This window comes from Synechococcus sp. Lug-A (assembly GCF_024345655.1).
In the GTDB taxonomy this organism is placed as follows: domain Bacteria; phylum Cyanobacteriota; class Cyanobacteriia; order PCC-6307; family Cyanobiaceae; genus MW101C3.
Genome location: NZ_JAGQBN010000009.1, coordinates 112434 through 133490, shown reverse-complemented (window position 1 = coordinate 133490; position 21057 = coordinate 112434). Strand labels below are relative to the sequence as shown.

The window sequence follows — 21057 nt, the reverse complement described above, 5'->3', positions numbered from 1 at the left end:
GGTGCGGCGGGCTCATCCGTCTCCTCACATCAGCCTTCACGGCCTCGCTGTAACGACGCATTGATCTGCTCCATCAAGCCCCCGGGTGTGCGATTGAAAGGGGTGTCATCTTTCCTGAAAGCGGGGGCCGGCTGGGTCACTAGCGCTGAAGCGGCTTGCCAGGCGATCGAGCGCCTGTGGACTGGCGAGCCAGATGTCTGTCGCTGCAGCTTCACGGCGTCACAACCGTCAGGATCACTGCAGCCACTGGGGTTCTTCGCCGTGACGGTTGTGACGCCCCCTCTCCGCTGATGACCGCCTGGCTCAGGGGCAGCAGCCGCGCCGAGCGCCCTGCCACCGCCTCCATCAGGCCAACAGCATTAGCCACGTACTACTGCTCGCTAGTACCCCCTGTTCGTCGCTCCCGTCTCCAGGTTGCCCGTGAGGACCCTGTAGAGGAGTGGCCTTACCTCGATCAAGAGGTGCTGCAGGCCAGCCGCAGCCGGAAGGTGTTCCTCACCTGTCATTGGTTTCGGCACCATGCGGGGCCGAACTGCATCTCGCTGCTCACCTGCCAGCTACACCAGGGGCTGATCGCCCAGGGGGAGCACCTGATCTCACGCTGCCCTGGCTGGACCGAAGACCTGGTGCGGCAGCGGGGGTGGGCGCCGCAAGCGTGACTCCACCTGCCGGCCCCAGCCCTCCTCTCACTTCCAGAGAAGGTTGGTTGACTGACGGCCAGCCGGTGCTTCGCTTTCGGCCTACCCGCTGGGAGCGGGACTACCACCGGCTGGAGATCACCGCCGGCGAGTTGCTCCCCGATCAGGTGGTCCCGTTGCTGAAGTCACGCCGGGAGCTCAGTCGTGCCGAGGCCGTCAAGCTCTGGCGGGAGAAGCTCAAGGCGGGCTGGGCACCCTGCAGCCCCCAGTGGTGAAAGAGCATCGCGGGCCTTAGCCCCACATCCGGGCTCATGGTCCTTAAGACGGTGTCGCATTTGATCACCAGCGACTTACTGCCACCTTGGCCCATACCCAGGGCCGCTGCAGATACTCCTGACACAGCTTCTTATGGGCACAGCAGTTTGATCAGGCCTTCAGCGAAGCGGCCCCGGTCGACGTTCACCACTTCCCTGCCATGCAATAGATCCTGCATCAGGATCAGGTGAACCATGGAACCGATGAACACCCGCGCACTGACCTCTGGATCTGCCTCTGGCAGGAAGCCACTGGACGCGAACAGACGGACCACCTGGGGGAAGGCATGTTGCTCCAGCTGACCCACGAAGGTGCGGGCCAGCTGGGGAAAGCGCTCTGATTCGCCTACCACCAGCCGAAAGAACGCCAGGAAGTCGCTCTGGCCTTCGCATGGCTCCAGGCAGCGGTGGGCCAGTTCGGCCAGCGCCTGGCGAGGATCACCAGGCAAGGGAGCCGTTTCGCCTGCCCCGAACAAGTGAGCCACCTTTTTCCCCACCATCTGCTGGGTGAGGCATTGAAACAGGGTCTCCTTGTCGGTGAAGTGGCTATAGACGGTGGCCTTCGAGACACCCGCAGCGACTGCCACCCGATCCATGGTGGTGGCGGCATAGCCGTTGCGCAGGAACTCGGCCTGGGAGCCGGCCAGGATCGCCTCCCTTTTTTCGGGCGACAACTGCCGAGCTGCCGGCTTGGCTGGCTCATGGGCTGCTTGGGACGGATCGGCCATGGGTGGGGCTGCTGGCTGCTCTGAGGTCGGCTCACTCCTGGGAATCACCGTCACCGTTTCGTCTGCCCCTCCATCCTTCCTGGTCGCTTCACCTCGCTTCGACCCAGTCGCTGACCAAGCCTACTGGCCCTAACCAGACTAGACGGTTTAGTATTGACTTCAGTTGGATTCGGCCCCGTGCAGATTCCCTCGCTGCCCTTCAAGCTCCCCACAAAGCCGCGCCCCAACGCCATCTCCCTGCTCTTGGCTGCAGGGGTGGTGGCAGGCGTTGTGGTTGTGATGCGATCGCAACAGGAGCTGCCAGCACCAGTCCCGACGCCTTCCGCCCAGGCTCCCCTGCCCACCGTCACAGCGCTTGGCCGCCTGGCACCCATCGGCGAGGTGCGCACCATCGCGGCCCCCTCCAGCACCACCGGCCAGCAGACCATTCTCCGCCTGCTGGTTGAAGAAGGGGATGCCGTGCGCCAGGGCCAGGTGCTAGCAGTTCTCGACGGCCAGCCCCGCTTGCAAGCGGCCGTGGATCGGGCCGATGCCCAGGTGCAACTGGCTCGCAACCGCTTGTCGATCGCCCGGGCAGACCACCGCAGTGGTCTCGCTGGCCAGTTAGCCAAGGTGCAATCGCTGCAGGCCCAGTTGCGCACGGCCGAATCAGAGCGCCTCCGTTACCAGAGCCTGTACCTCAGCGGGGCCCTTTCGGCCTCCGACCGCGAAGCGAAGGACCTCACCCGTGACACCGTGGCCGCGTCCCTGCGGGACGCAGAAGCCCAGCTCACCCGCCAGCGGGCCGCTGAGGGGGGCATCAGTCTTGACGTGGAGTCTGCCGAGCGCTCCCTGGTGGAGGCGGAGGCGGCCCGGAAGGCCGCCCTGGCCGAACGCGATCAAAGCCTGGTGCGCTCGCCAATTGCAGGCCGGGTGCTCAGCGTCCAAAGCCGCGCCGGCGAGGTGCCTGGCTCTGCCGGAATCCTCGAAATCGGCCAGACCGACCGCATGCAGGTGATCGCCGAGGTGTATCAGAGCGATTTACCTCGGGTGCGGGTGGGCCAGCCGGTGCGCATCACCAGCGCAGCTTTGCTGACCCCCCTGGAGGGCCAGGTTGGCCTTGTGGGCGCGATCGTGCGTCGCCAGTCGGTGATCAACACCGATCCCACTTCCAACACCGACAGCCGCGTCGTGGAAATCAGGGCCCCCCTTAATGCTGCCAGCAGTAAGCGTGCCGCCGGCCTCTCCAACCTGCAGGTGCGGACGGTGATCGGCCCATGAGGACGCCCCTTGGCTGGTTGCAGTTGCGTCACGACCGGGGCCGATTCGTGGTGGCCATCGCCGGCATCGCCTTCGCGGATGTGCTGATGTTCATGCAGCTGGGCTTCCAGTCGGCCCTCTACGACAGCAACACCCGCCTCAGTCGCGCCTTCCAAGGTGATGTGGTGCTGATCAGCCCCAAGGCGCTCAACCTCCAGAACCTTTCCACCTTTCCAAGGCGTCGCTTGCTCCAGGCCATGGACGTGCCTGGAGTGAAGGACGCCCAGAGTCTTTACCTCAACAACCTCACCTGGCGGAATCCACAGACCCTTCGCAATTCGACGGTGCAGGTGCTGGGGTTTGACCCCGACGCTGCCGTGCTGGATTTGCCGGAGGTGAACGCCCAGGCCGGCAAGCTCAAAGAGCCCGACACCGTGCTGTTCGATCGCGGTTCCCGCGGCCAGTACGCCCGCATGATCCAGCGCCTCGACAACGGCGAGCGGGTGACGGCAGAGGCTGAACGGCGCACCATCTCCATCGGTGGCCTGTTTCGCCTTGGGGCCTCCTTCGGGGCTGACGGCACCTTGATGGCGGGGGACCAGACCTTCTTGCGCATGTTCCCTCGCCGGGATCCCGGTGGCGTCAGCCTGGGGCTGCTCACGCTGGCCCCCGGCGCCGATCCCGCCCAGGTGGTGGCTGAGCTGAGCCGTCATCTTGGCGACGACGTCAAGGTGCTCACCAAGGACGACTACGTCACGTTTGAGGAGAACTACTGGCGGGTGGCCAGCCCGGTGGGGTTCATCTTCGGGTTGGGGACGGCCATGGCCTTCATGGTTGGAGTGGTGATCGTGTATCAGGTGCTCTCAACCGATGTGAACGCCCACATCCGCGAGTACGCCACCTTCAAGGCGATGGGCTTCCGCAACCGCTACTTGCTGGCAGTGGTGTTCGAGCAGGCCCTGATCCTGGCCGCTCTCGGATTCCTCCCCGGCGTCGTGATGCCCTTGGGGCTCTATGCCCTGGCCGCGAAGGCCACCAGCTTGCCGATCGCGATGACGGCGTCCAGGGCGCTGTTGGTGTTCGTGCTCACCCTGGCCATGTGCATGGCTTCCGGGGCGATTGCCACCCGACGGCTGCAGGAGGCCAACCCCGCCGATCTGTTCTGATCCGTTCAGCCTTCAGCAATGACCGCCGCGATTTCGATCAAGGACCTCAACCACCATTTCGGCACAGGCGATCTCCGCCGCCAGGTGCTGTTCGACCTTGACCTGGAGGTGGAGGCTGGTGAGATCGTGCTGCTCACCGGCAACTCAGGCTCAGGCAAGACCACTCTGCTCACCCTGATCGGTGGTCTGCGATCGGCCCAGAGCGGCAGTCTGCGGGTGCTGGATCGAGAGCTTGTGGGCTCCAAAGATCGCGCTCTCACCATGGCCCGCCGGGAGCATGGCTACATCTTCCAGGCCCACAACCTGCACGGCAGCCTGACAGCCATACAAAACGTGCGCATGGCCCTGGAGATGCGTGGCACTGATGATGCTGGCGAGATGGACCGTCGCGCCACTGCGATCCTCACCACCGTCGGCTTGGGCGACCACCTCCATTCCTTCCCTGACCAGCTCTCTGGCGGCCAGAAGCAGCGGGTTGCCGTGGCTCGTGCCTTGGTGGGTAACCCACCATTGGTGCTAGCGGACGAGCCAACAGCGGCCCTCGACAGCCGCTCCGGCCGGGATGTCGTCACCTTGATGCAACGGTTGGCCCGGGAGCAAGGCTGCACCATCCTGCTGGTCACCCACGACAACAGAATTCTCGATATCGCGGATCGAACCCTGTCGATGGAGGACGGTCGGCTGATCTGATCTTGTCAGCACAAGGCGGGAGACGAGGAGAAGGATCAATTTGGCCGAACTGTCGCTGAGGTCATCACCTGTGATGGCCGCAACGCTGTTTTGGAGCTGGCACAGCAGGGTCATGCCTTTGCGTACCGCCAGCACCTCGAAAGCTGTGATGCTGCCGCCTACCCGGATCGGGAGAAGCAAGCAGAACGTTCCCGCCTTGGGGCTTGGAAGCCACCTGGTGGGATACAGCGCCCATGGGACTGGCGGGCTGCTCGACGTGGTGGCACCAAGAGCATCGAAACGTTCCAGCAGCGACCTGCGAGCTTGACAAGCATCAACCCTGATTCGAGCTCAGGGGCTCCCCCAGGGTCAGGGCGCCGATGGAGGTATGCGGAGGTTGGTTCCTGGCAGCGTGCCCAGCAATCGCTACGGGAAGGCCACACAACAGTACGGCGGTTGCGAGCGCAGCCAATCCTTGCCAGCGAGTCATACGAACATCCTTTCTTGGCTTGCGCATTGCGACCGCCTCGATCTTTGGCTGCCTGACACCGCAATTGCTAATTGACAATCATTTCCTCGCAGTTTTCGCCGCGCATGCCTGAAGGGCACACGCGTTTTCCTTGGGTCCGGGTCCCGTTCCAGATAAACGTGTCCTTGCCCATCGACAGGCCTTCGCCACTAATCGATTGGCCGTCGTTCGATAGGGTGAACTGGCCTTTTCCGCCTGCCTTGATTCCCGGCTGCCAATAGTTGTAATACAGCGTACGCATGCCTCTGGGGATGATACCTTGCAGGGTCCCGTTGTATTGTGTTGCTCCATCAGTATTGATGAACTGTCCGGTGACGTTGAGGTCAGGTATCAGTGTGGAGACAATCGGCGTGGTGATCTGGAGAATCAAGATGTAATGGCCGTTCTGATCGGTCACGGTCTGCCAGCCGCCTTGAAATGCGGATACATGGGCGATTGGCTGCTGGCCCGAAGACGTCGGGTCAAGATTCAGAACGACCAGTTTGCGTGCGGTATCGTAATCGTTCAACAGACGGGCATTCCTGCCTCGTTCCCCAACCATGTTGGCAAATCTGCTGAGATTGACATTGATCGGATCGAAAGGAAAGATAAATCCCGTCCGCAGTTGTTGTGCAAATCCGAACCCGCCCAGATTGTCCACCAGCTTAGCGACGCCGATGCCCACGTCTCCGGTGAGATTTTGGCCTTGCGGATCGATTTTGGACACCTTAAAACTGAACGGCCCCAAGGTCAGGCCGGCTTGGGGGTTCGAAGGTATGTTGACCTTGGCAGTCGCGACGACGTCGAAATCGACCGATACGGCCGGATCAGCGTATTGACCGAGAATGGTGGGGGTCGTGATGTTCGTGAAATAAATGTTGCGGGGCAGGGAAACTAAGACCGAAAGCTCATTGCCGGTGTACGCCACCCGTGCGCTGCATCCGGGCGACAGGTCGAATCTCTGGCGAACAAACCGGACGCCATCCGGTAGTGAGTTTGAAACGCTACTGGCAAGTCCGAAAACCATATCTCTAAACGCGTCTCGCGCTGGGGCACTGTAAATTGCGCTGCAAAGACTGCTGGACGAAAGAAAGTTCTGATCGCTCAACAACACATTTGAGCCTTGCCTGAGCTCAATGCCGTTAACTTCGCCACGATCACTGCTTAGGCCGCCTGCAGCCTGAGCATTTGGTGCCATCGCAAAAATGCTAAGTGCGGCGACCGCGAATAGTCTCTTCATCCGTTTCACAGGTGTTGAAAGGCTGGTCAGTCGGCTTTTCATTGCAATCTCCCAATGTTTCATGGTCTGGTTCAATTCGCGCCTTATTTCGCCCGCGTGCCCTTCCAGGTGAATTCGGTGTCGCCCGCCTTGCCGACACCTTCGATTGAACTGCCGTCCTGCGTCAGGTGGAAATACCCCGACCCGCCGGAATCCATTCCGGGCTGGCTATAAGTATATTGCAAGGTGCGTGAGCCCCTGCGAATAGTGCCTCGCAGGGTGCCATTGTATTGGGTCGCGCCATCGGTGTTGATGAATTGACCGATGACATCGAGATCGACAATGCTGCGTGGATTGGGGTTGGGGATCTGAAGAATGAGAGTGAAGTGCCCGTTCTGGCCTGTGACCGTCTGCCAGCCACCTGCAAAGGCATAATCAGACGCGACTGCCGGGCTGGGCGAGGGGGGAGGCATATGTCCGGTGGTCTTAAGCGGGGGCGACGGCACTACTGCCACAGGATAGGCAATCCGGTCGCAGATAAGACCAAAGGCATTAACGTGGGCTCCAAAATTGACGGTGAACCCGGTCGGCAGTTCGCCGCCGGGGCATTGCTGCTTAATGCTGCCGGCCCGCGCAAATGAGCCGATTCCTTCTCCTGAAGCTTGAGGACGGTAATCCTTGTTACCAAAGTAAAGCAAACCGGCCGACTGGCCATTGCCCGGCATACTGCAATTGAGGGCAAGCGAGGCGACTTGCCGATCATTGGTCGTGAGGATCATGTCGATGCCAGACAGCACCGCCCCGATTGGGCAGTAGATATCTTCGCGGGCACCCCCGCGACCGCCGAATGCGGTACCTTCGACCATCGGCTGCCTGAAAGTTCGGTTGGCATTCGCCTCGGCGCAAATGCCTTGGATCATGTCGATCCAGGTCCCCGAATTCCCGGAAAATCCGGCAAGCATCTTGCCGCGTGGACATTCAAAGCTGCGTTGCGCATCACCGCCACCGCCCTACACACTAAATTCGGTTCGCGCCATGGCCGGAGCAGCAGCCAACGTTACGAACAGGCTGGCAATCAGTTTGCAAATCGCCCTGTCTTGCTCCAGCCTCATTGCTTGCGCCCCGCCCACGATGCGTCGTCCACCGTCACCATCAAGCTGCGCGGGTTTTTCGAGAGGTCGAGCAGGCACACCTGCAACAGCGGCGTCGAGCTGGTGGTCTGGATAGTCTGCATCGCCCGGGTCAGCCGGGTGGTGAATTCGGGTAGGCGTTCGTAGTCGCTGGTTACTAGGACCGTGTTGGGACCGACCTTGTCGACAGAGTTAATCACGTCACTGTGGGAAGAGCCGCGCGCGTCAGACATGACATCGCAATGATAGGGCCCCACCGCAATGTCGGCCAGATCAACCTGCGCCTGCGCCCAGCGGTCGGGTTTCGCATCCAGTGGAACGTCGACGAGGCAGACGAACAGCAGGCTGGAACTCAGCGGGCGTGCAAGCATCGGCTTGTCCTATCGCAACTGTGGCGAGTCGCGGAGCGAAATCAACCTATCACAGATTTACATGCAGAATTCTCCCAATCGAGCCGCTACAGGACTGTAGCAATCAACGCAGAATCTCTGGCGTAGGCGAGCTGGTTGCACCACAATGCGGTGGACTGGTTTTTCTGGACAGCCCCCATCGCTAACCTCTGAGGCGGGGCACCGCCCCTGAAAGGGGGCTCACGCTGTTGAACATGCGCCGTACCTAAAGCCCCGAGGTCGCGGCCAGGGTCGCCATGGCGGCGATCAGTAGCCGCAAGACGATCCAGGAGATCGCCGCCCACCACGCTGTGCACCCGATCCAGGTCAGCCAATGGAAGCGGCAGCTGCTCGACGGTGCCACCGAGCGTTTCACCAGAGGCAAGAGGTCCAATGGCAAGGACGAGGGGCTGACCAAAGAGGCCGAGCTGTTCCAGCAGTACTGCCTCGCAGAACCTGACGGATACGCGCGGCTGCAGATGGAGCTGGAGTGGCTCAAAAATGTCTGAGTTGCTCTGATGTTCGTGAACCACGCAAGCTGGTCGATCCGCTCTCTAAGGCAGTCGCTGCTCCCCAGATCGGCTGCGATGGCCGGGTCCTCTCGGTCGACGACATCACAGGCCACCACTTTATAGCTGCAGACGTCGATCACCAGGTAGAGAACCAGCTACACACCGCGCACGTTGGTGGTTACGGCATTTACCAGTAAATCTGGTTATTCCCATTCTTCGTCGTTTTCGTTCTCGGGGGTTAGCACCGGCTGTCGGTTCCGGTTGACCGGTGCTCTGAGTGAGCGAGATTCGAATCCAGCTCGATCGATAGCTGCAGCCGTTTGACCGATGGAGTCAAGCAACGCCCCGCTGATAGGAGCTAGCTCCCGACAGAAGGTGGCGATCGTTGTCCAGATGTTGGGTTCGTAGGAAGTCATCGGAATTGTTCGGAACGCTGGGTGTTGATGGTCATGGGTTCGGCGGATTGGGGCTTGTCTCTGTTGTGGAGGGACTCCTCCTGGGGAATTCAGGGCTCACAAGGGGTGGAGGCCCAGGAAAGCCCGCAGGGCTTCTCTGATCACGAGCTCGGGGCAAAGGCCGCCGCCACTAGACCTCAGGCGGTTAACAGCTTCCAGAGCGCCAGGATCTACGGGCTCGGGGGGAAGCTCCAGCGCCTCCCGGTTCAGCCGAGTCTCCTCAGACGTCATGGCAGCATCAAGCCACACCGGCGGTCGTCACAGCGCCGCTGGTGTGGACACGACCGGCAAGGAGGTCAGAGCCCTTGCCCTTTCCTCTTCTGGCTTTGCCCCGCCTCAGTCGGTAAGAATCCCCTCTTTGCTGCAGGGCATCAACTACAGGTCGCCGCCAGCGCCAGTTCATGGGCCTGGGTGAGGGTGGCGGCAGCTTTGCCGAACCACAGCCCCTCCAGCCGCTGGCGGGCGGCTTCGATCGGATCTCTCGAGCGGCCAGCGTCATGGGAGAGGTATTCGGTCACCGCCTGGTAGGCGCCCCACATCGATCCCTGCACGCCCGGGATGTCACTGCCGATGGCCTGGCCTTCGAACTTGGCGGACAGACACTCCCAGGCGGGAAGATCCTCCAGCCGCCGGGGCCGGCTGGTCGCCGCATCGCCCCGGCGGTCATTGATCGCTCCCCGCAGCTGACCGGCGAGCAGGGTCTCGACGTAGCTGCGGAACTGCGCAGCCGTGCAGGGGGCGGCGGCCATCGCCCGCAGTTCGGCCAGTCCCCCGCTGAATTGCTGCCGCTGCAGGTCGATCAGCTCAGGCAGCCGGCTGATCAAGGCATTGGCATTGCGGGTGTGGCGGATGCGGCAGCCCTGCTGGCGCCGGCTACTTGCTGAGGCAAGCCCCAGGGCAGCAGAGAGCGTGTTCTTGCACACCACCCGGATGGGGGAGAAGAACACGGAGAAAGCGATCGTGCCGTCATGGCTCGTGCAGCCGACCAGGTACTGATTCACCGGATCACCGGGGAGCACCTCCCCTTCTGATTGGCGCACCCTTGCGGTGAACGTCACCTTGCGGCCGCCGGCCAGAACGCAGACCGCATCCATGACCGCATCGCTATGGAGGGCCTCGGCGACCCGGATCAACTGCTCGTTCTGCACCACCTCATAGGTGGTGGTCCCCACTTACAACGAATCGGCCAACGTCGAAGGCTGCCTGAGAGCGCTGCTGGCGAGCGATCCCCCCTGCAATCACTGGCAGCTGGTGGTGGCCGATGACGACTCGAGCAACGACACCGTCAGCAAGGCGGAAGGGGGTGATCGCCGCGATCACGCTCGCTTCGATCTGGAAATCCACCACCGGCCGCGGCTGGACCTGGCGGGGACGCTCGCTGGCCTGAGGGAACCCTCAGGCCTTTTCGAGCCGGCGGATGATCATCGACATCAGCGCCAACGAACCGACGAGAGCGACGAGCAGGGCGATGGTCATGACGAATGGGGTGCCGAAGGTGGGTGCAGGTTACGCAGCCGCTGGGGGTCAGCCCTGCTCAGAGACCGGCGGGACCGGGGCGAGACAGCGATCACGCAGCAGGCGGGCGACCGTGAGGTTGCTCACCGTCATGCTGCTGTCGCGCTCAAGCAGCCATTCGGCCATCTCCATCCGCAGGGCATAGGCCTCTTCGAAGAACTCCAGCCGCTCCAGATCGCGCAGACGACCTTCGATCCACTGGAGGGTTTCTCCAGGGAGCTGGCGCTGGGAACGACGTTGGCTCACGGGGAGTGCCGCCTAGTGAGGGAATCTTGATGGATGGCGAGGGAAACTGGGTATCGGATGGAACACATCTGCAGCACAGCTGCGCACAAATGCCTTTGACGGAACACCTTCCCTTCCTCTGGCGCGGTCACAGGCTCGAGCTGCTGGGGGCGCGGGCGGTGTGGGATCCGACGCAACGTCTGCTGTTGGTGGCGGATCTGCACCTGGGCAAGGCCGAGTCGTTTCAGGCCCATGGCGTGCCGCTGCCCAGCGATGGCGATGCCACCACCCTCAACGCCCTGATCGCGCTGGCGCACCGCTGGCAGCCGGCTGAGGTGGTGGTGCTGGGTGATCTGATCCACGGCCGGCTCGGCCTCACCGGCGAACTGCGTCAGAAGATCCAGGCCTTGCCGGAGCTGCTCGGTTGCCCGCTCACGCTGATCGCTGGCAACCACGAGCGGGGCAGCTGGCTGGAAGGGCTGGTGCAGCAGCCCAGCAGCCGTCGCGGCCCCCTCTGGCTGAGCCACGGACCGGAACCGCTGCCAGTGGGCGGGGGGGAACTGCTGCAGCTCTGCGGCCACCTGCATCCGGTGGCCACAGTCGGTGACCGCAGCGATCGGCTGCGCCTGCCCTGCTTCGTTCACGACGCGGAGGCTCAGCGCCTGGTGCTGCCCGCCTTCGGCAAGCTCACCGGCGGCCACCCCTGCGAAGACCACCATCAGCGCTGGCTGGTGGCCGACGGCGCGATCGTGGCCTGGCTCAGGCCGCTGCCGCCAGAGCGCGCACCACATCGCCGCGGGTGAGCACACCCACCAGCTTGTCGCCCTCAAGCACGAACAGCCGCTGGGTGCTGCGGTCCTGCAGCAGCCGGGCCGCGTCCGGCAAGGACAGATCGGCACTGCAGGTGTGGGGGTGCGCACCCATCAGTTCACCCACCGTGCTGCCCAGCACCTGGTGCACCTGCCGGTCCCAGTCGAGCGGATTGCGCAGGTAGATCACCGCGTCCAGCAGCATCACATAGGGGCCGGCGTCAAAGCCGCTCTCCTTCACCATCAGGTTCTGTTCGGTGAGCTCCCCCACCAGCGCTCCCGCCGCATCCAGCACCGGCAGGCCGCTGATGTGGTGGTCGCTCAGCAGTTGCACCGCCTGCTGCAGAGGGGTTTCGGGCGTCACGCTCAACACCGGGGTGGTCATGGCCGCCGCCACCCGCAGGGCCGGCTGGGAGTCGAGGGTCATCGGAGCGTTGCGATTGCAATGGTTCTAGGCCAGCGAGGGGTCGGGATCCGCGGCAGCAGACTGGCCCTTCCGGCCTGCCCAGCTTGACGCCGACACCCCAGCACCGCCCCACAGGCCGACCAGCCGCTTCTGCAGCCCGGCGCCTCGCCGATGGGCTCACACTGGCGCGGGCCGTGATCGGCTTGCCGCTGCTGCTGCTGCTGGCCGCCGATCAGCAGGGGGCGGCCTGGTTCCTGCTGCTGCTGGGCGGCTTCAGCGACTGGGCCGACGGCATCCTGGCCCGCCGTGCCGGCGGCGGTTCCGCCTGGGGTGCTCGCCTCGATCCCCTCACCGACAAGATCCTGATCAGTGCACCGCTGCTGTGGCTGGGCGCCGCCGGACGCCTGCCGCTATGGGCGGTGTGGCTGCTGCTGGCACGCGAGCTGCTGATCTCCGGCTGGCGTGCCGGCCAGGGGGATGGCGGCCCCGCCTCCCGCGCCGGCAAGGCCAAGACGGTGCTGCAGTTCAGCGCGCTGCTGCTGCTGCTCTGGCCCGAACGCTGGGGGCTGGGCCTGGGCCAGGCCGGGTTTGTCGCCGGGCTGCACAGCGCCGGTTGGTGGCTGTTCTGGCCCTCGCTGGCGCTGGCCCTGAGCTCGGCGCTGGGGTATCTCAGCCCAGCAGCGCCGCGTCGCCACTGAAATCCGGGCGGGCGGCGGGACGCAGGGCGTAATCGTTGGTGTAGCTGTCCGCCAGGCCGGCATCGAGATCGAAGGCCGGCGTCCAGGCCAGCTCCCGCTCCAACCGGTGCACATCGGTGAGGAAATGGGCCAGGCGCAGGGGAAAGGCCTTGCGGGCCTTGGGGTCGAGGCCCGAGGGATCGAAACTGCGGATCGTCACCGCTGCCGGATCCTTGCCGCTGGCCCGTGCCGCCGCCGCCACCAGTCCGCGGAAGGTCACGCCCTTTCGGCCCGAGCAGTTGTAGATCCGGTTGGTGGCGGCCTCCACCTCCAGGCAGCGGGCCATGGCCGTGGCCAGGTCACTCACGTGGCCCAGCTGGGTGATGGTGTTGCCGTCGCCGGGCAGGGGCACCGGCTGGTCGTGCACTATGCGGTCGAAGAACCAGCTCTCCACCGGGTTGTAGTTGCCGGGCCCGTAGATGTAGGTGGGCCGGAAGCTGGTGAAGGGGATGCGCTCGGCCCGCAGCCAGTCTTCGGTGTGGAGCTTGCCGGCATGGCGGCAGGCGGGGTCGGTGGGGGCGGTTTCATCCAGCGGCCACAGCTCACTGTCGGCATAGACGCCGGCCGAGCTCACGTACACGAAGCGATGGGCGGGGGGGCCGGTGCGCTCCACCACCGCCCGGCTGTCGTCGAGGTTGCGGCCGCTGCTGTCGATGATCACGTCGAAGGCACGGCCCCGCAGCGGCTCGAGCGCGACGGCGTCGCTGCGGTCGCCCACCAGATGCTCCACCCCGGCCGGCACCGGATTGCGGCCGCGGGTGAACAGGGTGAGCGCATGGCCATAGCCCTGCAGCTGGGCCACCAGGGGCTTACCGATGAAGCGGGTGCCACCCATCACCAGGATCTTCACGGAAGCAGCGGCAACGGCGCCGCCATTCAAGCGCTGAGCGGGGCGGGAGCCGCCACCGCATGCACACCCAGTGGGGAGGTGCTGCCCAACCCCTGCCGGCGAGGATGGGCCACGACCACGGCTCACCCGCTCCGCCATGCAGATCATTCCCGCCATCGACCTGCTCGACGGCCACTGCGTGCGGCTGCACCAGGGCGATTACGACCAGGTCACCCACTTCAACGACGATCCGGTGGCGCAGGCCCTCGACTGGCAGAGCCAGGGGGCCGAGCGGCTGCATCTGGTGGATCTCGATGGCGCCCGCAGTGGTGAACCGGTCAACGATGCGGTGGTGCGCGCGATCACGGCGGCGCTCCGTATTCCGGTGCAGCTGGGCGGCGGTGTACGCACGGCAGAGCGGGCAGAGGCGCTGCTTGCCGCCGGCCTTGAGCGGGTGATCCTCGGCACGGTGGCGATCGAACAGCCGGAGCTGGTGCAGGCGCTGGCGGCCCGCTTCCCCGGCCGGATCATTGTGGGCATCGATGCCCGAGGCGGCAAGGTGGCCACCCGAGGCTGGCTGGAGGACAGCGCCGTGGAGGCTACGGCGCTCGCGGCCAGCTTCAAAGGCAGCGGTGTGGCGGCGATCGTGAGCACCGACATCGCCACCGATGGCACCCTGGCCGGCCCGAACCTGGAGGCGCTCCGCGCGATGGCCGCCGCCAGCCCGGTGCCGGTGATCGCCTCCGGCGGCGTGGGTTCCGTCACCGATCTGCTGGCCTTGCTGGCCCTGGAGCCGCTGGGCGTGGAGGCGGTGATCGTGGGCCGGGCGCTCTACGACGGAGCGATCGACTTTCGTGAAGCCCTGCAGGCCGTGGGACCGGAGCGGTTACAGGATCCGATTCCGCCGAGCGTCTGCTAGGGGCCGATCCGTTACCCCAGGGGCAAACCGATTAAGGTTGAGGTAAAGCATTCGTATCCACGTGTGAAGGCTGCGACTGCCCCACCGCTGACCAACGGGCAGAGCACAGGCCCCACCGCCCTCGCGGGGGTGATCGAGGTGTTCGGGCGCTGCCGCGACCTGGGCATGCGCCTCAGCCGCCAACGCAAGCTTGTGCTGGAACTGCTCTGGCGAGAGCGGCGCCACCTCAGTGCCCGCGACATCTTCGAGCGCCTCAATCAACAAGGCCGCCGCATCGGCCATACCTCCGTCTATCAGAATCTTGAAGCTCTGCAGAGCGCTGGAGTGATCGAGTGCCTCGACCGCGCCAATGGGCGCCTCTACGGCTACCGCAGCGACCCCCACAGCCATCTCACCTGCCTGGTGAGCGGTGAAATCCAGGACCTTGACGTGGTGCTCCCCGATGACCTGGTCCGCCGCATCGAAGAGCTCACTGGCTACACGATCGAGTCGTACACCCTGCAGCTGGCCGGTCGGCCCCGCCAGTGAGCGCGGTGGAGGGGCTCAGGGGAAAACAGGTGGCGAGAATCAGTTCCATCCAATGCTTTCAAGTGACGTGAAATCAATCCAACTGACATCCAATGTCAGCTTGTGACATCACGAGAATGTTCCTCTTTGCTGCAACCTGCGGGGACGACATTAACCGAAGGGGGCCAGAACAACGGGGACAGCTCGACGAATCTGAACGTGCATCCAGACGTTTCGACTCGACGCAGGTGGAATCCATGGCTGTGCGATTCTTCACCGCTGGTGGGAGCCTCTGGAAGCATCGCTTTCTCGCCATCTCGTTTTGTCGCTCATGATGAAGAAGGCGTGTGGATCCTTCCGGGGCAATAGTTGCTCCTTCGCGGAAGGTTGAATCGCGAGATAGTGAATGCGTCAAACGACTTAAGCCAGGACGGACACACTTCAGAACGAACCAACTCCAGAAACGGCGGATTCCGCAGGCAACCAGAAACGCGGGTTATTGGAGTCGCAGCTCACAGGATTCGTAAGCTGGCGAATCCAGATGTCATCCCCATCGAGGAAAGAGAAAAGACCCCTCAGGATTCTCTGCGAGACACAACCCATCCTCCAGCTCTGCAACCAAATCCCGATTCAGGGCGCTGATGGTCTGGTAGTGAAGACATGACTTTCAGGCCAGCCGGCTGTCTTTGGATGGCGCGTGGATGGCGCGTGGATGGCGCGTTGGATGGGATGTTGGATGGCGCCGATCCAGCGGGACAGAACCGCTAAGGAATGCGGCAAGACAACACCAATGGAGCGCATTCGTGACGGCAAGCCTGAACTCCCAGCCCCCTGCCAGGACCCGTCGCCACCGTTGACCTGGGGATCAGGGAAAAAGCAAGGCCTGCACAACGTGATCGGCACAGCCCCCAGACCGCATCTGTTCACTTCACTGGCCTCCAATCAAGCTGGAGAATTCGCCGTCAGGTCGTTACCTTGGCTCCAATGAGCGCACGCCCCCAGTGACACCAGCCCCTGAGGACTCTCCAGCCACGGCAACTAACCGTCCCAGGATCCTGCTGTTCGCCGACCCCTTGCTGCGCGATGGCCTCAGCCGCCTGCTGAGTGCCGCGCCCTGTGCCGCCGAGGTGTTCACCGATCCAACCGCCTGCAGCCGTGCGCCCCAGCTGCTGATCTGGAGCGTGAGCGCGCCGGTGCAGCCCGCCAACATGCTGCGAGAGCTGCAGCGATTGGAGGAGCGCTGGCAGCCTGCCCCGCTGCTGTTGCTGCTGCCCGCGCAGCCGGGTTGCTCCAGCGATTGGTTGCTGCAACTGCCCGTGGCCGGCCTTCTGCAGGACCCCGATCCGGACACCTTGCTGGCAGCGGTGGGCACCCTGCTGGCCGGTGGGCGAGTGGTGGAGCTTCAGGGCGACGGGGCTCCTGCCCCAGAGGCCACGCCGCTGATGGGGCCGATCGGGCTGGGGCAATGGCTGCTGCAGAGCGGCCTGCAGCAGATCGATGCGGAGCTGCGCCTCTGCCGTCGCCTGCTGACCCCGCCACCCGACACCTTCCTGCTGCAGTTGATCCTGGAGGGCCGGTTGCGCGAGCTGGGCGCCGCCCGCTCCTTGCTGCTCTGGCTGTGGGGGCCGCTGGTGCTGGCCTGGGGCGATGCCCAGATCAGCGACGACGGTGGACTGCCCAGCCAGGCTGTCATTGGCGACCTGCCGCAACCTCCGGCCAGCGGCAGCACGGCGATCACCCTGCGGCAACGCACCGCCGAAGGGGTGTGGAGCGCCATCCGCCAGCGGCTCCAGGAGTCCAGCCTGTCGGGGTCGCTCGATCCGCATGCCGGCACCCTGTTCGCACTGCAGGGGCTGAGCGTGGAGCGGCGCCGCGACCTGCTGCTCGCCCTGCTGGGCCAGCTCGATCAGCTGCTGCTGCGGCTACGTGAGGAACGGCCGGCCACCGACACGCTTGAGGCCCGCTGGCAGGCGCTGCAGCCGGAACTGCGCCGCCATGCCCTGCGGCAGGTGGCCGGGGCCTACGTGCGGCTTCCTCTCGATGGTGTGCTGCTGCCGGTGGCCGACCACCTCAGCAGCACCACCGTGCTCACCAGCGACGACCCGGAACTGCCCGCTTCCCTGCCGATGCTGAATGCGCTGATGGGGGGGCAACCGCTGCTGGTGGACGGCCGCCTGCTGTCTCCCGATGAACCCACTGCCCTGCTGCACCTGGAAGCCCTGGTGAGCAACTGGCTGATCCGCACCGCCGAGCTGATCAGCGCCGAGCTGCTGGCCTGCTGTGGCGACTGGCCGGAACTGAGGCGCTACCTGTTGGTGAATGAGCTGCTGGCCACCCGCAGCCTCGAACGTCTGCGCAACCAGCTCAATGCCCAGCAGCGCTGGAGCAGCTGGTTCGAGCGCCCGATCCAGCTCTATGAGAGCCGAAGGCTGCTCTATCGGTTGGAGGCGGGCAGGATCACGCCGTTGCTGCTCACCGAACCCCGCGACCGGGAGCTGCGGCAGCTGGGCTGGCTGCAGCAGACGGTCACGCTGGCTCTTGAAGCCCGCGATGCCCTGGCACCGCAGCTGCAGGCGTTCCTGCGCCAGCTGGGCGATCTGCTGGTGGTGGTGCTCACCCAGGTGATCGGCCGGGCCATCGGCCTGATCGGCCGGGGCATCCTGCAGGGAATGGGCAAAGGCATCAACCGTCCCTAAGCGGCGGCTGGGCCCTGGTCTTTCGGCTGGGCGTCACAATGACCCCAACCCGCCTCCCGCTTCAGTTGCTGCGCTCTAACGCCTTTCCCTTCCTGATCCGCCGCAGCCTGGCGCTGCTGGTGGCGCTGTTCCTGCTGCTGGCTCCAAGACCGGCTCTGGCCTCGCTCACCACCAACAGCTACGACGGCAACATCTTTGCTCTCTATGCGGGCAATGGCTCGCTGGTGCCACCCCGCAGCACGCTGGCCCAGGCCCGCGCCGACCATCGGCCTGTCGTGCTGGTGTTTTATCTCGATGACAGCGCCGACAGCAAACAGTTCGCGCCGGTGCTCTCGGAGCTGCAGCGCCTGTGGGGCCGCACGGTGGAGCTGATCCCCCTCACCACCGATCCGCTGCAGGGACTGGCCGATCAGGGTGCTGACGATCCGGTGCACTACTGGAACGGCACCATTCCCCAGGTGGTTGTCTTTGATGGCGATGGCAAGGTGCTGCTCGACGCCAACGGACAGGTGAACACCACCACGATCAGTGCCGTGCTCAGCAAGGCCACCGGGGTGGAACCCGCCGGCGGCGAGCGGGCCACCAGCACCCGCAGCTTCAACGAGCTCAACAGCGAAGTGGTGTCCGGCAGCTGATGGCCACCCGCACCGAAACCGACAGCCTGGGCCCGGTGGAGGTGCCGGCCCAGCACTACTGGGGCGCCCAGACCCAGCGCTCCCTGCATTTCTTCCCCTTCGGGGAGGCGATGCCGCTGCAGCTGGTGCACGCGTTCGGCCAGCTCAAAGCGGCCTGCGCCGAGGTGAACCGCGACATGGGCCGGCTGCCGGCCGAGCTCGCGGAGCTGATCGTGGCAGCGGCCGAAGAGGTGGCCTCAGGAGCGCTCGATCCGGAATTCCCGCTCAAGGTCTGGCAGACCGGCTCCGGCACCCAGACGAACATGAACGTCAATGAGGTGATCGCCAACCGGGCGATCGACGCTGCCGGTGGCACGCTCGGCAGCAAGCGGCCTGTCCATCCGAACGACCACGTCAATCTGAGCCAGTCGAGCAACGACACCTTTCCCGCCGCGATGCACATCGCCGTGGCGATCGAGCTCGAACGCACCCTGCTGCCGGCGGTGGAAGCCCTCGCCGCCACCCTGGCTGCCAAGGCAGAGGCTTACAGCAGCATCATCAAGATCGGCCGCACCCACCTGCAGGATGCGGTGCCGCTCAGCCTGGGCCAGGAATTCAGCGGCTACGTGGCCCAGCTGCAGCTGGCCGCCGTTGGCTTGCGTCTGCTGCTGCCCCAGGTGCTGCAACTGGCGATCGGCGGCACGGCGGTGGGCACCGGCCTCAATGCCCCCAGGGGCTACGGCGAGGCGGTGGCTGCACGGCTGGCGGAACGGATCGGCTTGCCCTTCACTAGCGCCGCCAACAAATTTCAGGCCCTGGCGGGCCATGAACCGCTGGCCGGTGCCCATGGCGCGCTCACGGTCCTGGCGGGCAGCCTGATGAAGATCGCCAACGACATCCGCTGGCTGGCCAGCGGCCCCCGCTGCGGGCTGGGGGAACTGGTGCTGCCTGAGAACGAACCGGGGTCCAGCATCATGCCCGGCAAGGTGAATCCCACTCAGTGCGAGAGCCTCACGATGGTGGCCGTGCAGGTGATGGGCAACAACACGGCCGTGCAGATGGCCGCCAGCCAGGGCAACTTCGAGCTCAACGTGTTCAAGCCGTTGATTGCGCTCAACCTGCTCCAGAGCATCGAATTGCTGGCCGGCGGCTGCCACGCGTTCCGTGAACACTGCATCGAAGGGCTCGAACCCGACCGCGCCCGCATCGAAACCCTGCTGGATCAGAGCCTGATGCTGGTCACCGCGCTGGCTCCGGCGATCGGTTACGACGGTGCCTGCCGCATCGCCCGCCACGCTCATGTGCACCGGCTCAGCCTGCGCGAAGCGGCGCTGGTGCTTGGAGAGATCAGCCCGGAAGCCTTCGACCGCTGCATTGACCCCGCCCAGATGATCTGAGCGGCTCAGAGCAGATTCGCCGCCAGCTCCGCCAGAGCAGAGCGTTCTCCTTTCTGCAGGGTCACGTGGCCGGCCAGCTGCTGTCCCTTGAACTTCTCCACCAGCCAGGTGAGCCCGTTGCTGTCAGCATCCACGTAGGGATTATCGATCTGGTAGGGATCACCGGTGAACACGATCTTGGTGCCTTCACCCACCCGGGTCACGATCGTTTTCACCTCATGGGGGGTGAGGTTCTGGGCTTCATCCACCACCATGAACTGGTTGGGAATCGAGCGGCCGCGGATGTAGCTGATCGCCTCCACTTCCAGCAGACCCATGCTCTTGAGATCCAGCCAGTTGTTGCGCGGGCCACGGGCGCCACGGGCCGGTGCCTGGCCAGGGTCGTCGCTGCCGAGCAGATAGTCGAGGTTGTCCACGATCGGTTGCATCCACGGGCCCATCTTTTCCTGCAGGTCTCCGGGCAGAAAGCCGATGTCCTTGCCGAGGGGGATCACGGGCCTGGTCACCAGCAGGCGCTGGTAGGTGTGGTCATCGGCCACCTGATGCAGACCGGCCGCCAGGGCCAGCAGGGTCTTGCCGGTGCCGGCCTTGCCCACCAGCGTCACCAGCTGGATCGAGGCATCGAGCAACAGATCGAGCGCGAAGGTCTGCTCCCGGTTGCGCGCCGACACCCGGCCCAGCTTGGTGCGGGACACCTTGGCCAGAGGCCGCAGCTGGGCGGCAGCGGAGCAGTAGCGCGCCAGCAGGGTGTGGCCGGGCTGGGCCGCATCCACGAGGGTCACGCCCTCGTTGGCCTGCAGCGGGGGAGCCTCGGGCGGCGGCGGAGGCAGTTCGGCAACGGCCAGGCTGCCCTCGCGCTGCAACTGCTCCATCTGGGCGGCGTTCACCCACCACTCGGCGGTGCCGGGGTAGAGATCGGCGATCGCCACCTTGTCACTGGTGTAGTCCTGAGCGATCAGGCCCACCGCATCGGCCTTGATGCGCAGGTTGGTGTCCTTGGTCACCAGGATCACGGGCGGCTGGCTGCCCATCACGCCCTGCAGGCGCTGCTCCAGCGCCACCGCCAGGATGTTGTTGTCTCCGTTGCCCGATTTGAGTTCCGGCGGCAACTGGCTGAGTGTTTCGCTACGGCAGAACACCACCTTCAGCTGGCCGTGGGCGATCGGGTCGATCTCCACCCCCTCCGCCAGGTTGCCCTTTTCACGCAGCCCGTCGAGCAGGCGCGACACCTGACGGGCATTGCGGCCCTTCTCGCTGCTGTCGCGTTTGAAGCGATCGATCTCCTCGACCACCTCAATCGGAATCACGACGTTGTTGTCCTCGAAGCGCACCAGCGCCCGCGGGTCGTGCAGCAGAACGTTCGTATCGAGAACGAAGGTCTTCTTCATGGCGTGCCGGCGTGCTGCCGCCCAGAAAGCTAGGGCGGTGCTGAGGCC

General features: G+C 64.7%; 23 protein-coding genes and 2 pseudogenes. 16 read left to right on the top strand and 9 right to left on the bottom strand.

The genetic code is table 11. The annotated features are described in order from the left end of the window. Positions 1–290: 290 nt before the first annotated feature. Both KBY86_RS08640 and KBY86_RS08635 read left to right on the top strand, forming a co-directional pair. Positions 291–659 carry a galactose oxidase gene (locus tag KBY86_RS08640; protein ID WP_255140850.1) on the top strand — a complete coding sequence of 123 codons (369 nt, stop codon included), beginning with the start codon at positions 291–293 and terminating at the stop codon, positions 657–659. 47 nt (positions 660–706) lie between these two features. Then, positions 707–913: a DUF1651 domain-containing protein gene (locus KBY86_RS08635; protein WP_255140849.1), complete on the top strand. Its 207-nt coding sequence runs from the start codon at positions 707–709 to the stop codon at positions 911–913. Between the two features lie 131 nt (positions 914–1044). On the opposite strand, the gene KBY86_RS15235 is transcribed toward KBY86_RS08635, so the two are convergent. Beyond that, on the bottom strand, positions 1045–1680 hold the full coding sequence (locus KBY86_RS15235) for a TetR/AcrR family transcriptional regulator (protein ID WP_315855848.1): 636 nt from the start codon (positions 1678–1680) through the stop codon (positions 1045–1047). 279 nt (positions 1681–1959) lie between these two features. Here KBY86_RS15235 and KBY86_RS08620 point away from each other — a divergent pair, with 279 nt between their 5' ends. The 4 genes and pseudogenes from KBY86_RS08620 to KBY86_RS15300 form a co-directional block, all read left to right on the top strand. Then, positions 1960–2940: an HlyD family efflux transporter periplasmic adaptor subunit gene (locus KBY86_RS08620; protein ID WP_255140848.1), complete on the top strand. Its 981-nt coding sequence runs from the start codon at positions 1960–1962 to the stop codon at positions 2938–2940. Continuing rightward, a complete protein-coding gene (devC, locus tag KBY86_RS08615) occupies positions 2937–4085 on the top strand; it encodes an ABC transporter permease DevC (RefSeq protein WP_255140847.1) in 1149 nt (382 codons plus the stop codon). The genes KBY86_RS08620 and devC overlap by 4 nt, the downstream gene beginning before the upstream one ends. 18 nt (positions 4086–4103) lie before the next feature. Further along, on the top strand, positions 4104–4775 hold the full coding sequence (locus KBY86_RS08610; protein ID WP_255140846.1) for an ATP-binding cassette domain-containing protein: 672 nt from the start codon (positions 4104–4106) through the stop codon (positions 4773–4775). Between the two features lie 33 nt (positions 4776–4808). Continuing rightward, positions 4809–5300: pseudogene (locus KBY86_RS15300) on the top strand (thermonuclease family protein); the annotation flags it as partial. Between the two features lie 11 nt (positions 5301–5311). On the opposite strand, the gene KBY86_RS08605 reads toward KBY86_RS15300, so the two are convergent. The 3 genes from KBY86_RS08605 to KBY86_RS08595 form a co-directional block, all read right to left on the bottom strand. Beyond that, positions 5312–6565 carry a hypothetical protein gene (locus tag KBY86_RS08605; RefSeq protein ID WP_255140845.1) on the bottom strand — a complete coding sequence of 418 codons (1254 nt, stop codon included), beginning with the start codon at positions 6563–6565 and terminating at the stop codon, positions 5312–5314. A gap of 20 nt (positions 6566–6585) precedes the next feature. Then, positions 6586–7443 (bottom strand): hypothetical protein, encoded by an 858-nt coding sequence (locus tag KBY86_RS08600; RefSeq protein WP_255140844.1) that lies wholly within the window; start codon positions 7441–7443, stop codon positions 6586–6588. Positions 7444–7589: 146 nt separating this feature from the next. Continuing rightward, positions 7590–7982 carry a hypothetical protein gene (locus KBY86_RS08595; protein ID WP_255140843.1) on the bottom strand — a complete coding sequence of 131 codons (393 nt, stop codon included), beginning with the start codon at positions 7980–7982 and terminating at the stop codon, positions 7590–7592. A 275-nt stretch (positions 7983–8257) separates the two neighbouring features. Between KBY86_RS08595 and KBY86_RS08590 the strand changes: the two genes are divergently transcribed. After that, on the top strand, positions 8258–8509 hold the full coding sequence (locus KBY86_RS08590) for a hypothetical protein (protein WP_255140842.1): 252 nt from the start codon (positions 8258–8260) through the stop codon (positions 8507–8509). Positions 8510–9338: 829 nt separating this feature from the next. Here KBY86_RS08590 and KBY86_RS08585 read toward each other — a convergent pair. Continuing rightward, positions 9339–10139 carry a DUF932 domain-containing protein gene (locus tag KBY86_RS08585; RefSeq protein WP_255140841.1) on the bottom strand — a complete coding sequence of 267 codons (801 nt, stop codon included), beginning with the start codon at positions 10137–10139 and terminating at the stop codon, positions 9339–9341. Here KBY86_RS08585 and KBY86_RS15295 point away from each other — a divergent pair. Both KBY86_RS15295 and KBY86_RS08580 read left to right on the top strand, forming a co-directional pair. Then, positions 10126–10206 (top strand): annotated as a pseudogene (locus KBY86_RS15295) (hypothetical protein); the annotation flags it as partial. The gene KBY86_RS08585 and the pseudogene KBY86_RS15295 sit on opposite strands and share 14 nt — an antisense overlap. A gap of 22 nt (positions 10207–10228) precedes the next feature. Next, positions 10229–10354 (top strand): hypothetical protein, encoded by a 126-nt coding sequence (locus KBY86_RS08580; RefSeq protein WP_255140840.1) that lies wholly within the window; start codon positions 10229–10231, stop codon positions 10352–10354. A 137-nt stretch (positions 10355–10491) separates the two neighbouring features. Here the strand turns inward: KBY86_RS08580 and KBY86_RS08575 are convergent, their stop codons facing one another. Further along, positions 10492–10728, bottom strand: a complete 237-nt coding sequence (locus tag KBY86_RS08575; RefSeq protein WP_094510663.1) for a hypothetical protein — start codon at positions 10726–10728, stop codon at positions 10492–10494. An 89-nt stretch (positions 10729–10817) separates the two neighbouring features. On the opposite strand from KBY86_RS08575, the gene pdeM reads away from it, so the two are divergent. Continuing rightward, complete coding sequence (gene pdeM / locus KBY86_RS08570) at positions 10818–11510, top strand: ligase-associated DNA damage response endonuclease PdeM (RefSeq protein WP_255140839.1); 693 nt, start codon at positions 10818–10820, stop codon at positions 11508–11510. On the opposite strand, the gene KBY86_RS08565 is transcribed toward pdeM, so the two are convergent. Next, positions 11467–11901 carry a CBS domain-containing protein gene (locus KBY86_RS08565; RefSeq protein ID WP_094510782.1) on the bottom strand — a complete coding sequence of 145 codons (435 nt, stop codon included), beginning with the start codon at positions 11899–11901 and terminating at the stop codon, positions 11467–11469. The genes pdeM and KBY86_RS08565 overlap by 44 nt on opposite strands. A 125-nt stretch (positions 11902–12026) precedes the next feature. On the opposite strand from KBY86_RS08565, the gene KBY86_RS08560 reads away from it, so the two are divergent. Continuing rightward, on the top strand, positions 12027–12620 hold the full coding sequence (locus KBY86_RS08560) for a CDP-alcohol phosphatidyltransferase family protein (RefSeq protein ID WP_255140838.1): 594 nt from the start codon (positions 12027–12029) through the stop codon (positions 12618–12620). Here the strand turns inward: KBY86_RS08560 and KBY86_RS08555 are convergent. Then, positions 12592–13509: an NAD-dependent epimerase/dehydratase family protein gene (locus KBY86_RS08555; RefSeq protein ID WP_255140837.1), complete on the bottom strand. Its 918-nt coding sequence runs from the start codon at positions 13507–13509 to the stop codon at positions 12592–12594. The two genes, KBY86_RS08560 and KBY86_RS08555, sit on opposite strands and share 29 nt — an antisense overlap. A gap of 136 nt (positions 13510–13645) precedes the next feature. Here KBY86_RS08555 and hisA point away from each other — a divergent pair, with 136 nt between their 5' ends. The 5 genes from hisA to fumC all read left to right on the top strand — a co-directional run bounded on the left by hisA (position 13646) and on the right by fumC (position 19621). Beyond that, positions 13646–14407, top strand: coding sequence for a 1-(5-phosphoribosyl)-5-[(5-phosphoribosylamino)methylideneamino]imidazole-4-carboxamide isomerase (hisA, locus tag KBY86_RS08550; protein WP_255140836.1), 762 nt, complete (start codon positions 13646–13648; stop codon positions 14405–14407). A 165-nt stretch (positions 14408–14572) separates the two neighbouring features. Continuing rightward, a complete protein-coding gene (locus KBY86_RS08545; protein WP_094510784.1) occupies positions 14573–14935 on the top strand; it encodes a Fur family transcriptional regulator in 363 nt (120 codons plus the stop codon). 980 nt (positions 14936–15915) lie between these two features. Next, the gene (locus tag KBY86_RS08540) at positions 15916–17610 is read left to right on the top strand and encodes a DUF3685 domain-containing protein (RefSeq protein WP_255140835.1); all 1695 of its coding nucleotides are present in this window, start codon (positions 15916–15918) and stop codon (positions 17608–17610) included. A 38-nt stretch (positions 17611–17648) separates the two neighbouring features. Next, positions 17649–18245 carry a thylakoid membrane photosystem I accumulation factor gene (locus tag KBY86_RS08535; protein ID WP_255140834.1) on the top strand — a complete coding sequence of 199 codons (597 nt, stop codon included), beginning with the start codon at positions 17649–17651 and terminating at the stop codon, positions 18243–18245. After that, positions 18245–19621, top strand: coding sequence for a class II fumarate hydratase (gene fumC, locus KBY86_RS08530; protein WP_255140833.1), 1377 nt, complete (start codon positions 18245–18247; stop codon positions 19619–19621). Before KBY86_RS08535 ends, fumC begins: the two co-directional genes overlap by 1 nt. Before the next feature lie 5 nt (positions 19622–19626). Here the strand turns inward: fumC and KBY86_RS08525 are convergent, their stop codons facing one another. Further along, the gene (locus KBY86_RS08525; RefSeq protein ID WP_255140832.1) at positions 19627–21009 is read right to left on the bottom strand and encodes a PhoH family protein; all 1383 of its coding nucleotides are present in this window, start codon (positions 21007–21009) and stop codon (positions 19627–19629) included. Between the last annotated feature and the right edge of the window lie 48 nt (positions 21010–21057).

Excerpts from the sequence above, each read along its gene's own strand:
- KBY86_RS08640 (WP_255140850.1), top strand. The coding sequence starts at position 291 with ATGACCGCCTGGCTCAGGGGCAGCAGCCGCGCCGAGCGCCCTGCCACC.
- KBY86_RS15235 (WP_315855848.1), bottom strand. The coding sequence starts at position 1,680 with ATGGCCGATCCGTCCCAAGCAGCCCATGAGCCAGCCAAGCCGGCAGCT.
- KBY86_RS08620 (WP_255140848.1), top strand. The coding sequence starts at position 1,960 with ATGCGATCGCAACAGGAGCTGCCAGCACCAGTCCCGACGCCTTCCGCC.
- devC (WP_255140847.1), top strand. The coding sequence starts at position 2,937 with ATGAGGACGCCCCTTGGCTGGTTGCAGTTGCGTCACGACCGGGGCCGA.
- KBY86_RS08610 (WP_255140846.1), top strand. The coding sequence starts at position 4,104 with ATGACCGCCGCGATTTCGATCAAGGACCTCAACCACCATTTCGGCACA.
- KBY86_RS08605 (WP_255140845.1), bottom strand. The coding sequence starts at position 6,565 with ATGAAACATTGGGAGATTGCAATGAAAAGCCGACTGACCAGCCTTTCA.
- KBY86_RS08600 (WP_255140844.1), bottom strand. The coding sequence starts at position 7,443 with ATGCTTGCCGGATTTTCCGGGAATTCGGGGACCTGGATCGACATGATC.
- KBY86_RS08595 (WP_255140843.1), bottom strand. The coding sequence starts at position 7,982 with ATGCTTGCACGCCCGCTGAGTTCCAGCCTGCTGTTCGTCTGCCTCGTC.
- KBY86_RS08590 (WP_255140842.1), top strand. The coding sequence starts at position 8,258 with ATGGCGGCGATCAGTAGCCGCAAGACGATCCAGGAGATCGCCGCCCAC.
- KBY86_RS08580 (WP_255140840.1), top strand. The coding sequence starts at position 10,229 with ATGACGACTCGAGCAACGACACCGTCAGCAAGGCGGAAGGGGGTGATC.
- pdeM (WP_255140839.1), top strand. The coding sequence starts at position 10,818 with ATGCCTTTGACGGAACACCTTCCCTTCCTCTGGCGCGGTCACAGGCTC.
- KBY86_RS08565 (WP_094510782.1), bottom strand. The coding sequence starts at position 11,901 with ATGACCACCCCGGTGTTGAGCGTGACGCCCGAAACCCCTCTGCAGCAG.
- hisA (WP_255140836.1), top strand. The coding sequence starts at position 13,646 with ATGCAGATCATTCCCGCCATCGACCTGCTCGACGGCCACTGCGTGCGG.
- KBY86_RS08545 (WP_094510784.1), top strand. The coding sequence starts at position 14,573 with ATGCGCCTCAGCCGCCAACGCAAGCTTGTGCTGGAACTGCTCTGGCGA.
- KBY86_RS08535 (WP_255140834.1), top strand. The coding sequence starts at position 17,649 with ATGACCCCAACCCGCCTCCCGCTTCAGTTGCTGCGCTCTAACGCCTTT.
- fumC (WP_255140833.1), top strand. The coding sequence starts at position 18,245 with ATGGCCACCCGCACCGAAACCGACAGCCTGGGCCCGGTGGAGGTGCCG.
- KBY86_RS08525 (WP_255140832.1), bottom strand. The coding sequence starts at position 21,009 with ATGAAGAAGACCTTCGTTCTCGATACGAACGTTCTGCTGCACGACCCG.